Origin of the sequence: Rhodopseudomonas palustris, assembly GCF_003591005.1 — a bacterium.
Taxonomy (GTDB): Bacteria; Pseudomonadota; Alphaproteobacteria; order Rhizobiales; family Xanthobacteraceae; genus Rhodopseudomonas; species Rhodopseudomonas palustris_K.
Genome location: NZ_QYYD01000053.1, coordinates 1 through 12,062, shown reverse-complemented (window position 1 = coordinate 12,062; position 12,062 = coordinate 1). Strand labels below are relative to the sequence as shown.

The following is a 12,062-nucleotide window of genomic DNA, read 5'->3' as shown; positions in this document are numbered from 1 at the left end:
GTATACATGACCGCACCCCGATTCATTTGCCGAAACACCAAAATGCTCTTGCCGAGAGGGGGCCGTCCATACATGACCGTGCGGGTGGCGAGAGGAGCAAGGCGCCCGACTGGTCGCGTTTGGCGGAAAAGTCACACCCGGTAACCATCGTGGTGACCTCCGTTGACAGCGGCCCCGCGAGCCGTGATGTTACAATGTAACGTCAACGGCCGAATTGGCCGGCTGACGGGGGCGTGGGCATGAACTGGGTGCGGGCACATCTCGGGCTGGGAGCACGGCTGGCGCTGATCGCGCTGGCGATCCAGTTTGCTGCCGCGTTCGGTCATTTCGATGCTGTCGCGACCCCGCATTCGCAGGTCTTCGCCACAACCGTCCCGGATTCCTCTGCTCCCGACCACCATGACGGCGCCGCCGATTTGTGCGCGATCTGCGCCGTGGTGGCGATGGCCAATGCGATGCTCGATGCGTCGCCGCCGGCTCTGCCGCCGCGCAGCAGCCATCACCTGCATCAGCACATCGCCGCTCACGCGGCCGTCGAACCTGCCGCACTGCACGGCGGCTTCCAGCCTCGCGCGCCTCCTCGCTCCTGACGTCCTCGAAACGTGTCGTGCGCAGCCCCTCGGGTGCGGCGCAGTCCATCCGTATTCGATCTGCCTTGTGCAGAGACCGGCAACGGGGCTTCGCCCCGGCCGGCCAAGTCAGGACCAGAACCAAACCATGTCGTTCTCCCTTCGACGCACCCTCCTGCTCGGAGGCGCGGCGTTCGCCGGCTTCCACAGCATTCCCGTGGCCCCCGCATTGGCCCAGACTGCGACGACGCTGCCGGAGGTTACCGTCACGGCGCCGAGCCCGATCGTGCGCCGCAAGCCTGTCGCGGCGCCGGCTCCGCGCCCGGCCCGGGTCGCCGCCCCTGCCCGGCAGCGCGGTCCCGCTCCGGCAGAAGCAGCGCCCGTGGTGGCGCAGCCGGCCGCCCCGCTGCCCGGCACGCTGCCGATTGTCACCGACCAGTTCGCCACCGTCACGGTAGTGCCGAACGAGGAAATCCGCCGCAATGGCGGCGGCACGCTTGGCGATTTGTTGAGCAACAAGCCCGGCATCACCGGCTCGAGCTACGCGCCCGGCGCGTCCAGCCGGCCGATCATCCGTGGCCTCGACGTCAACCGCGTCAGCATCATCGAGAACGGTATCGGCAGCAACGGCGCCTCCGATCTCGGCGAGGACCATTTCGTCCCGATCGATCCGCTCGCGACCAATCAGGTCGAAGTGATCCGCGGCCCGGCGACGCTGCGCTACGGCTCGACCGCGATCGGCGGCGTCGTCAGTGCTACCAACAATCGCATCCCCGACGCGCTGCCGCCCTGCGCCCAGCCGTTCCAGAGCTACGGCCTGCCGGTGAAGGCGCCGGCAGCGATCGGCGGCGCGCCGGGGTGCATGAACGCCGAGGTCCGCAGTGCCGTCAGCTCGGTGGATCGCGGCGTCGAAGGCGCGGTGCTACTCGATGCCGCCGGCAACAACGTTGCGGTTCATGCGGACGTCTACGGCCGCAACGCCGGCGACTACAATGTACCGAGCTATCCGTATGCGCAGCCGGGCCTGCCATTCAACGGCCGCCAGCCGAACTCGGCCGCAACCGCGGCCGGCGCCTCGATCGGCGGTTCCTATCTGTTCGACGGCGGCTTCATCGGCGCGTCGATCACCCAGAACAATTCGATCTATCACATCCCCGGCGTCGAGGGCTCGGAAGTCGGTACCCGGATCGATGCCAAGCAGACCAAGTTCAACGCGAAGGGCGAATATCGCCCGGATGCGGCGGCGATCGACGCGATTCGGTTCTGGGTCGGCGCCACCGACTACAAACACAACGAAATCGGTCAGGCTGTCGCCGGCGATCCGACCACCGACGGCGTGCGCCAGACCTTCACCAACCGCGAGCAGGAAGGCCGGCTTGAAGTCCAGCTGACGCCCTGGAATGCCGGCTTCGCGGCGGTGACCACGGCGGTCGGCGTCCAGGCCAGCCATCAGGAGCTGACCGCGCCGAGCCCGGACGATCCGACCAGCCCGCTCAACGGCCTGTTCGATCCGAACAAGAACACCAAGGTCGCCGGCTACGTCTTCAACGAGCTGCAATTCACCAACACCACCAAGGCGCAGGTCGCGGGACGGATCGAGCACGTCAATCTGTCTGGCATAACGCCGTCTTTCATCCCCGAATTGTTCGACCTCGGCGCCGATCCGAATGCGATCGGCGCTTCGGTCGCGCAGACCCGCTCGTTCACACCCAAGAGCTTCAGCCTCGGCTTGATTCAGGCGCTGCCGTGGGGCCTGTCGGCGAGCATCACCGGCCAGTATGTCGAACGCGCGCCCAAGCCGGCCGAGCTGTTTTCGCGCGGCGGCCACGACGCCACCGAAACATTCGACATCGGAAATCCGAATCTCGGGATCGAAACCGCCAAGTCGGTTGAACTCGGCCTGCGCCGCGCCGAAGGGCCATTCCGGTTCGAGATCACCGCCTACTACACGAAGTTCAGCGGCTTCATCTATCGGCGGCTGACCGGCAATAGCTGCGAAGACAGCGTCTGCCAGCTCGGCGAGGGGCTGGAGCTGAACCAGGCGATCTATTCGCAGCGTGACGCCACCTTCCGGGGCGGCGAATTCCAGAGCCAGCTCGACGTCGCGCAGATCTACGGCGGCACCTGGGGTATCGAGAATCAATTCGACGTGGTGCGCGCCACCTTCGCGGACGGCACCAACGTGCCGCGTATCCCGCCGGTGCGGCTGGGCGGCGGCCTGTTCTGGCGCGATGCAAACTGGCTGACCCGCATAAACCTGCTGCATGCCTTCGCCCAAAACGACGTTCAGCCGATCGCCGAGACCACGACGCCGGGCTACAATCTGCTGAAGGCCGAGGTGAGTTACCGCACCAAGCTGAACCCGAACGTCTGGGGCGCACAGGAAATGCTCGTCGGGCTGGTCGGCAACAACCTGCTCAACGAGAACATCCGCAACGCGGTGTCCTATAACAAGGACAACGTCCTGATGCCCGGCCTCGGCGTCCGCGCCTTCGCAAATTTGAAGTTCTGAGCAGCCAGCGCGGCCCCTCGCCCCCACGGTCATTCCGGGGCGCCCGCCCTTCGCGGGCGAACCCGGAATCCAGAGGTTGTGGAAACGCCGGAGTCGCAGAACCCATCGAGATTCCGGGTTCGCGCCAGCTTCGCAGGCGCGCCCCAGAATGACGGTGCGCGGGGAGAGGCGCAAAACGATTAGCGCCATCGGCCGCCACCCTCTCCCCAGTCATTCCGGGGCGCCCGCACTTTGCGGGCGAACCCGGAATCCCGAAGTTGTAGAAACGCCGGAGTCGCAGAACTTATCGAGATTCCGGGTTCGCGCTGCGCGCGCCCCGGAATGACGGCGGGCGGGGAGAGGCGGCCTGGCGAACGTCAGGCTGACTTGGCCTTGCTCCAATCCGGGCGGATCGGGCCGCTGACGCTGTCGAAGGCGGCCTCGGCCAGCTCCAACACCAGCAGCCGCGCCGGATCGACCGGGCCGGGCATCGTAACGCGGCCGCGCGGGATCTTCTTGAAGCCGACGCGGCTGTAATACGGCTCGTCGCCGACCAGCACGATCAGCCGATGGCCCTGCGCGCGGGCGTCCGCGATGGCGCGGTCGAGCAGCAGGCGGCCGACGCCGCGTGACCGGAACGGCGGCTCCACCGTCAGCGGCCCGAGCAGCAGCGCCGGCGACTCGCCGATCGTGATCGGCAATTGCCGGACCGAGCCGACCAGTAGCGTGCCGATCCGCGCCGTGAACGACAGCGCGCAGATGTGGTCGACGTGCTCGCGTAGCCGATAGGCCGACAGCGCAAACCGGCCGGGGCCAAAGGTGCGCTCGTGCAGCCGCTCGATGGCGTGGGCGTCGTTCGGCGATTCGGGCAGGATGGTGAGGTTGAGATCGGACATGGCGACGCGGCAATAGCACTGCCGCCGGGCGCGGTCCATCGCCCGGCGTCAGTGCGTTCGTCAGGCGCGCGCGGCCGCCGTCTTCCGTGGACGCTCGTCATCGGCGCCGGCGTCCTGTTCGTGCGGCGCGAGTTGCGGCGAACGGGTCATCGACAGTCCGCGGTCCTGTGCGATGTACAGCGTCTGCGAATTCAAAGCGAAGCCGGTGCCGGAGGCCTCGATCAGCTCCATCAGGCGCAGATACAGCTCTTCCTGAACCTCCAGGAATTCATCGCCATCGATGCAATGGACGTAGCAGAAGATCTCGACCTTCAACGAGTTCGGGCTGAAGCCGATCATCCGCACCCGTCCGGGGCTGTCGACCTTCGGATGATCCAGCAGCAGCTCGCGGATCGACTCCATCAGCGTGCGCAGCTGATCCGGCGTGGTCTCGTAACGCAGGTCGAGCGTCGGATGGAACCAGAACTTGTCGCGGCGGCTGAAGTTCTCGATCGGCAGCGCCGCGAGATTGCCGTTCGGCACCGTGATCAGCGTGCGATCCAGCGTGCGGATCCGCGTCGACCGCATGCCGATGTCCTCGATCGTCCCCATCGTGTCGCCGAATTTGCAGAAATCGCCGACCCGCATCGGCTGGTCGGTGACCAGCGTCAGGCTGCCGACCAGATGCTCGATGGTTTTCTGCGCACCCAGAGCGATGGCGATACCGCCGATACCGAGAGCGGCGAGGCCGGCGGTGACGTTGTAGCCGAGTGCATTCAGACCCGCGATCACCGCGAAGGCAACCAGCGCGAATTTGACCACCCGGCGAACGAAGGTGACGGCGGACAACATCGACAACCGGCCGCGTAGCGTCATCCGCGCCACGGTGTAATCACCCAACGCGTCGACCACACGCCAGATGATCCAGGACAGCGCGATCCAGCCGATGATCTCGGTGACGCTCGACATGTGCTGCCGGGCGACGATCGAGACGCCGGCCAACACCATGGTGACGCGCAGCATCCATACCGTGAAGAACAGCCGGATCGGAAACGCCGAAGCACTCAGCACCCGGCGGATCCGCGAATCCTGGCGATTGCGGATCTTGAAGACGACCCACAGCAGCGACGAGATGATTGCCCACACCAGCAGGAACGACACCACCGCAAGCGCCAGCACGGCGAGCCAATGACCGACCGGCACACCGGCGAACCGATAATCATCGCGCAGCGAGTACGGCAGCAGGCGATCGACCATGCTGGAGATCACGGTGCGCGACAGTGACGGCAATTCGGCCACTGTGCGCGACGACACCAGCCAGATCTTGTTGCCATCCTTGTCGGCGACCTGCTGCGCGATCAGATCGACCGAGCCGTTGGTGGTGCGCACCGCGCCGAACTTGTCCTGGTCCGGCGGCAGTCCGTCATCGACGTCGCCGGCCGGCTCGGCGCTCAGCCGCAGCCGGGAAAACACATAGCCGCCCTGGTCCAGGATGCGCTGCAGCTGCTGCGCGACGCTGGGGCCCCAAGCGCCTTTCTCCTGGCTCAGATCGAGATATTGCGCCGCCTTTTCGTAATTCTGCTCCGCAGCCGCACTGATGAAGCCGGCCACCATGCCGGCCGGGGTCTCGCGGCCGAGCGGATCAGCCACCTTCTCGGTTTTGGCGGCCGGATCAGCGCCGTTGCCGCCGGGAGTGGGAATTTGTGCGAACGCGACGTTGGTCGCCAGAATTGCCAAAACGATCAGCAATGATCGAACAATGGCTCTCACGGATGCCGTCAAACCTGGTCCTTTCGGAAATTGAGAATGCGCCCTTCAGACCAGAGAATTGAGCCCTTGATATGATCGACGCGGTATTTACGGGTGGTTTCTGGCGCTTCAGCGCCAGGTCGGCTGGATTTGTTGGCCGGCGAGCACCTCTGCGATGCGCAGTCTGGTCCCGATGGTGGTGTCTTCTGGCAGCGTCGCCACGTCGAAAAAGCCCGACGCGATGATTTCGCGATTGGGCTCAGGTGCCCGATCCTGTCGGAACTGGCGCACTACATAGACGGCAACGTGATCCCGCGGCGAGGCATGGTTGTTCAGGAAGACACCGTGAAGCTCTGGATCGCCCGTGAGTTCGATCCGTCCTTCTTCCATCAGTTCCCGGCGCAACGCATCCACGAAGGTCTCGCCGACCTCAACGCCACCGCCGGGCAGATGCCATCCGCTGACATAGCTGTGCTTGATGAGGAAGACGCGGCCCTGCTCGTCGAGCACCAGACCACGCGAGCCCAGCGTCATGCCACGCGCAAAGCGCCAGTACAGATGAAGAACGCGCCGCAACGCCGGCTCGAGCTTGATTCGCAACGTCTGCTGGGCCGGCAAGACAGCTTGTCCTCACAGGAGCGCGGCAGGTCGCTTGCGCCGCCGATCCGAGCTTGCCAAAACTGAACCGATTCTGACAGGCGGGATTGCCCTGGGCGAAAGCGAACAGCAATGACCTTCACTCTGGCGCATCTGTCCGACCCGCATCTGCCGATGCCGCCGAAGCCGCGCTATCGTGAGCTCGCCAGCAAGCGGGCGCTGGGCTATCTCAACTACACTCGCAATCGCCACGCCATTCATCGCCGCGACATTCTCGACACGCTGGTCGGCGACATCCAGGCGCAGCAGCCCCATCACATCGCCGTCACCGGCGACCTGCTCAACATTTCGCTGACCGGTGAATTCGGTCCCGCGCGACAATGGCTGGAAAGCGTCGGCCCGCCCGACCAGGTCAGCGTCGTGCCGGGCAATCACGACTCCTACGTCACCTCGACGGCGCTGCGATTCGGCGAGGATTTCGCCGCCTATCTCAGCGGCGACGACGGCGTCGCCGGCTTTCCGTATCTGCGCCGTCGCGGCAATGTGGCGCTGATCGGCGTCTCCAGCGCGGTGCCGACCGCGCCGTTCATGGCGACCGGCCGGCTCGGCAGCGCCCAGCGCGCCAAGCTGGAGATCCTGCTTGCCGGCCTGGCGGATCAGCCGCTGTATCGCGTGCTGATGATCCATCACCCGCTGCGCTCGCGCTCGCGCTTCAAGCGGCTGACGGATTCACGCGAGCTGATCGCGCTGCTGCAGCGCTACCCGGTCGAGCTGGTGCTGCACGGCCACGACCACGTCCACGCCACGATCTGGATCGACACGCCGACCAAATCGATTCCTGTGGTCGGCGTGCCTTCGGCCTCGGCTTTCAACGACCATCACCGGCCGTCGGCGGCGTATAACTTCTTCACGATCAGCGAGACTGGCACCGGCTGGCGCTGCGAACACCGCAGCCGCGGCTTCGCCGGTACGGAGACGGTGCAGGAGCTGCGCGAGCCCGTAGTGTTTTAGTTCCACGCGCTGCCTCTCGTCATTGCGAGCGAAGCGAAGCAATCCAGAGGCGCAGTGCCCGGCGCTGGATTGCTTCGCGGAGCCTGTCATCGGGCGGCGCTTCGCGCCGACCCGTTGGCTCGCAATGACGGGGAGAGGTCTGAGGTGAACGCCAGCCGTCACATGCTGCGCAGCGCGGCAAACAATGCGAAGGCGAACAACGCCAGCGCGCCGGCGGCAAAGCCGAGCAGGAACAGCCAGAAACCGCCGCGGCGCTTCTCTTCGGCGACCGGCGCGGGCGGCGCCGGCAGTGCCGTCGAGGCAGCCAGCGCATGGTCGCGTTCGATCAGACGGCGCGCGATGTAGCTGGTGATGGCGTCGACGATCACGGCGGGCTGATGCGACTCCGCCAGCACGATACGGCCGTAGCGGGTGTCCTGGACGAACCGATACACCCGCTTGTCCCGGCCCATCATGACGTGGGCGACGACGTCGATCCACAGCCGCGGCGTGTCGCCCTGGCTGAGGCCGCGGTCGAACAGGTCGATGCCGGCCGGGATCTCCTCGAACAGCGGATCGAGCGCCTCGTTCAATATTTCCAGCCGGGCGATCTCGGCGTCGCGCAGGTCGACCACCACACCGGTGCGGTCGGCCGCCTCGATCCGGGCCTGGCGCAGCGCGTCGCGCAGCCGCATCGGCCGCGCCGCAGATGTCCCGGAAATATGCGCCTCCGCCATACTCGACCGCCTTGCCGCGTGGGCCTCGCCCTGGCGTTAACCTATCAGCAACCATCTGGTTCGCAAACAGCCCTTGTGGATCAAGGCTTTGCCTCGGCTTCGCTCGCTTCGGATGCGGCCCGGCAAACAACATGCGCCAGCGTCATTGCGAGGAGCGGAGCGACGAAGCAATCCAGCTCCGTGCAGGGCGCTGGATTGCTTCGCTTCGCTCGCAATGACGGCGGTGGGACTCCCCACAACGACGATGGCGGCCCCGCCGGGTTGCCCGGTGAGACCGCCAAAGTCCTTGGACGTCTTCTATCTGGTCAATCTAGTCCGAATGCCGCGCGGCGCGTGCGCCGCTGCGGCTGTGGAGCGGATCAGGCCGGGGTGACGGCCCGGTTCGGTTCTTCCACGATGGAGAACCGCACGCCCGCGCGATGGCGGTTTTCTTCGGAAAGAGTCTTCCAGGCCTCTTCGGCCTCCTGGCGCGTCTTGAAGGGGCCCTTCACCTGGGCCGAGCCTTCGACGAGCTTGTGGAAGTTCATCGACCCGAACTCACCGCCGATCACCCAGAAGTTGCTGCCGTTCGACATCGTGGTCTCCTGTTTTTCTCGTTAGCCAAACTGGTTCATCGTGTTGTGTTCGCCGCCGGCTTTCAGAGCCGCTTCGCCGGCGAAGTATTCCTTGTGGTCGTCGCCGATGTCCGAGCCGGCCATGTTCTGGTGCTTGACGCAGGCGATGCCCTGACGGATCTCCTGGCGCTGCACGTTCTTAACATACCCCAGCATGCCCTGGTCGCCGAAATATTCGCGGGCCAGGTTGTCGGTCGACAGCGCGGCCGTGTGGTAGGTCGGCAGCGTGATCAGGTGGTGGAAGATACCGGCGCGCTTGGCCGAATCCGCCTGGAAGGTGCGGATGCGGGCGTCGGCTTCGATCGCGAGCGGGGTTTCGTCGTATTCGGCCTTCATCAGCTCGGCGCGGTTGTACTTGGACACGTCCTTGCCCTCGTCCTTCCAAGCATCATAAACCTGCCAGCGGAAGTTGAGCGTCCAGTTGAACGACGGCGAGTTGTTGTAGGCCAGCTTGGCGTTCGGCACGACTTCGCGGATCCGGTCGACCATCGAGGCGATCTGCTCGATATGCGGCTTCTCGGTTTCGATCCACAGCAGGTCGGCGCCATTCTGCAGCGAGGTGATGCAGTCCAGCACGCAGCGGTCCGCGCCGGTGCCCGGACGGAACTGGTACAGGTTGCTCGGCAGACGCTTCGGGCGCAGCAGCTTGCCATTGCGGCTGATGATGACGTCGCCATTGCCGATCTTGGTGGCGTCGACTTCTTCGCAATCCAGGAAGCTGTTGTACTGATCGCCGATGTCACCCGGCTGATGGCTGACCGCGATCTGCTGGGTCAGGCCGGCGCCGAGCGAGTCGGTGCGGGTGACGATGATGCCGTCTTCCACGCCCATCTCGAGGAAGGCGTGACGCAGCGCGCGCACCTTGGCGATGAACACGTCGTGCGGCACGGTGACCTTGCCGTCCTGATGGCCGCACTGCTTCTCGTCCGACACCTGGTTCTCGATCTGCAGCGCGCAGGCGCCCGCTTCGATCATCTTCTTGGCGAGCAGATAGGTCGCCTCGGCATTGCCGAAGCCGGCGTCGATGTCGGCGATGATCGGCACGACGTGGGTCTGGAAGTTGTCGATCTTGTCGATGATCGCGGTTTCCTTGGCCTTGTCGCCGGCCTCACGGGCCTTGTCGAGCTGGCGGAACAGGTCGTTGAGCTCGCGCGAGTCGGCCTGGCGCAGGAAGGTGTAGATCTCTTCGATCAGCGCCGGCACCGAGGTCTTTTCGTGCATCGACTGGTCGGGCAGCGGGCCGAACTCGGAGCGCAGCGCCGCGATCATCCAGCCCGACAGGTAGATGTAACGACGGTCGGTGCGGCCACCGCCGTGCTTCTTGATCGAGATCAGCTTCTGCTGCGCGATGAAGCCGTGCCAGCAACCCAGCGACTGGGTGTACTTGGTCGGGTCGGCGTCATACGCCGCCATGTCGGCACGCATCTGCGCCGCGGTGTAGCGGGCGATGTCGAGGCCGGTCTTGAAGCGGTTCTGCAGGCGCATCCGGGCCACGGCCTCGGCGGTGACGCCATTCCAGGTCGGCTTGTCCTTGAGCAGGGCTTCGGCCGCTTCGACTTCGCTCTGATAGGTGCTCGGAGCGTGGATGGCGCTGATGCCGCGGGGCTGGAAGTTCATGACATGATCCCTTCGATGACGACAAAACCGCTGCGCGCTGCCGAGACATTCTTGACAGCGGCGCTGCGAAACGTGTCGCTACGTAAACGCGAGATCGGGAAAGACGTACAGACCTCTTGCGAACGAATGGTGATGTCATGTAACTTCAGTACATGTAACAAATGTAATTTTGTAAATTTTGTAAAGATCGCCGGTTCGGCAGAGCTGAAGGAACTGTAAAAAATGGCCGGCGAATCCGGAAAAAAACTGTTCGTCGGCCCGCGATTCCGGCGGATTCGCCAGCAGCTGGGCCTGTCACAGACCCAGATCGCCGAAGGCCTGGGGATTTCCCCCAGTTACGTCAACCTGATCGAGCGCAACCAACGCCCAGTCACCGCCCAGATCCTGCTGCGGCTGGCCGAAACCTACGACCTCGACCTGCGCGACCTCGCCACCGCCGACGAGGACCGGTTCTTCGCCGAGCTCAACGAGATCTTCTCCGACCCGCTGTTCCGCCAGATCGACCTGCCCAAGCAGGAGCTCAAGGACCTCGCCGAGCTCTGCCCCGGCGTCACCCACTCGCTGCAGCGGCTGTACGCCGCCTATACCGAAGCCCGCCGCGGCGAGACCATGGTGGCGGCGCAGATGGCCGACCGCGAGCAGATCCGCTACGAGGCCAACCCGATCGAACGCGTCCGCGACCTGATCGAGGCCAACCGCAATTACTTCCCCGAGCTCGAGCAGGCCGCCGAGGCGGTCCGCGACGAGCTCAATGTCAGCTCGCAAGAACTGTTCGGCGCGCTGGCCGAGCGGCTGCGCGAGCGGCACTCGATCACCACGCGGATCATGCCGGTCGACGTCATGCGCGAGACGCTGCGGCGGTTCGACCGCCATCGCCGCCAGCTCTTGATCTCCGAACTGGTCGACTTCCCGGGCCGCGCCTTCCAGGCCGCGTTCCAGACCGGGCTGACCGAAGTGGGCAGCGTGATGGACGGCATCGTCGCCCGCACCGGCTCGCTCGACGACAGCGCGCGGCGGCTGTTCCGCATCACGCTCGGCAATTACTTCGCCGCCGCGGTGATGATGCCCTACGCGGCGTTCCACGCCGCCGCCGAGCAGCTCAGCTACGACGTCAACGTGCTGGCGCAGCGCTTCAACGCCGGCTTCGAGCAGGTCTGCCACCGCCTCACCACGCTACAGCGCCCGAACGCGCGCGGCGTGCCGTTCTTCCTGCTGCGCGTCGACAACGCCGGCAACGTCTCCAAGCGGTTCTCATCCGGCACCTTCCCGTTCTCGAAATTCGGCGGCACCTGCCCGCTGTGGAACGTGCACTCGACCTTCGACACGCCGGACCGCCTCTTGAAGCAGGTGATCGAACTGCCCGACGGCAGCCGCTACTTCTCGATCGCCCAAATGGTCCGCCGCCCGGTCGCGCCGCACCCGCAGCCGCAGCCCCGCTTCGCCCTCGGCCTCGGCTGCGAGATACGCCACGCCTCCAAACTGATCTACGCCGCCGGCATGGACCTCGACAAAGCCGAAGGCACCCCGATCGGCGTCAACTGCCGCCTCTGCGAACGCGAACACTGCTCGCAACGCGCCGAGCCGCCGATCACGCGGACGCTGATCCTGGACGAGAACACGCGGCGGGCGAGCAGCTTTTCGTTTAGCAATGCAAGGGAGTTGTGAGCCTGCCACGCAGCCCTCACTCACTGCGCGCACCCAACTCTCCCCGTCATTGCGAGCGAAGCGAAGCAATCCAGATCAGTGCACGGTCTGGATTGCTTCGCGTAGCGGGCCAAGACGGGGGGAGCCGTTTGCCACATCGGCCACGGCACCCCCCGTAG

The 12,062-nt window shown here is 65.4% G+C and carries 10 protein-coding genes; 4 read left to right on the top strand and 6 right to left on the bottom strand.

Annotated elements, in window-relative coordinates; translation table 11 throughout:
• Positions 1-239 precede the first annotated feature (239 nt).
• Both D4Q52_RS25565 and D4Q52_RS25560 read left to right on the top strand, forming a co-directional pair.
• On the top strand, positions 240-590 hold the full coding sequence (locus D4Q52_RS25565; protein WP_119859402.1) for a hypothetical protein: 351 nt from the start codon (positions 240-242) through the stop codon (positions 588-590).
• A 127-nt stretch (positions 591-717) separates the two neighbouring features.
• Positions 718-3,081: a TonB-dependent receptor gene (locus tag D4Q52_RS25560; protein WP_119859401.1), complete on the top strand. Its 2,364-nt coding sequence runs from the start codon at positions 718-720 to the stop codon at positions 3,079-3,081.
• A 356-nt stretch (positions 3,082-3,437) separates the two neighbouring features.
• On the opposite strand, the gene D4Q52_RS25555 is transcribed toward D4Q52_RS25560, so the two are convergent.
• From D4Q52_RS25555 to D4Q52_RS25545, 3 genes are all read right to left on the bottom strand, one after another.
• The gene (locus D4Q52_RS25555; protein ID WP_119859404.1) at positions 3,438-3,956 is read right to left on the bottom strand and encodes a GNAT family N-acetyltransferase; all 519 of its coding nucleotides are present in this window, start codon (positions 3,954-3,956) and stop codon (positions 3,438-3,440) included.
• Between the two features lie 60 nt (positions 3,957-4,016).
• Positions 4,017-5,684, bottom strand: a complete 1,668-nt coding sequence (locus D4Q52_RS25550) for a mechanosensitive ion channel family protein (protein ID WP_234831324.1) — start codon at positions 5,682-5,684, stop codon at positions 4,017-4,019.
• A 129-nt stretch (positions 5,685-5,813) separates the two neighbouring features.
• The gene (locus D4Q52_RS25545; protein WP_119859400.1) at positions 5,814-6,302 is read right to left on the bottom strand and encodes an NUDIX domain-containing protein; all 489 of its coding nucleotides are present in this window, start codon (positions 6,300-6,302) and stop codon (positions 5,814-5,816) included.
• Positions 6,303-6,413: 111 nt separating this feature from the next.
• Between D4Q52_RS25545 and D4Q52_RS25540 the strand changes: the two genes are divergently transcribed.
• Entirely contained in the window at positions 6,414-7,292 is an 879-nt protein-coding gene (locus D4Q52_RS25540) for a metallophosphoesterase family protein (RefSeq protein WP_119859399.1), read from the top strand.
• Positions 7,293-7,450: 158 nt separating this feature from the next.
• Here the strand turns inward: D4Q52_RS25540 and D4Q52_RS25535 are convergent, their stop codons facing one another.
• The 3 genes from D4Q52_RS25535 to D4Q52_RS25525 form a co-directional block, all read right to left on the bottom strand.
• Complete coding sequence (locus tag D4Q52_RS25535; RefSeq protein ID WP_119859398.1) at positions 7,451-8,008, bottom strand: hypothetical protein; 558 nt, start codon at positions 8,006-8,008, stop codon at positions 7,451-7,453.
• 359 nt (positions 8,009-8,367) lie between these two features.
• The gene (locus D4Q52_RS25530; protein WP_119859397.1) at positions 8,368-8,583 is read right to left on the bottom strand and encodes a DUF4170 domain-containing protein; all 216 of its coding nucleotides are present in this window, start codon (positions 8,581-8,583) and stop codon (positions 8,368-8,370) included.
• Positions 8,584-8,604: 21 nt separating this feature from the next.
• On the bottom strand, positions 8,605-10,239 hold the full coding sequence (locus D4Q52_RS25525; protein WP_119859396.1) for an isocitrate lyase: 1,635 nt from the start codon (positions 10,237-10,239) through the stop codon (positions 8,605-8,607).
• A gap of 222 nt (positions 10,240-10,461) precedes the next feature.
• On the opposite strand from D4Q52_RS25525, the gene D4Q52_RS25520 reads away from it, so the two are divergent.
• Positions 10,462-11,904, top strand: coding sequence for a helix-turn-helix domain-containing protein (locus D4Q52_RS25520; RefSeq protein WP_119859395.1), 1,443 nt, complete (start codon positions 10,462-10,464; stop codon positions 11,902-11,904).
• Positions 11,905-12,062 lie beyond the last annotated feature (158 nt).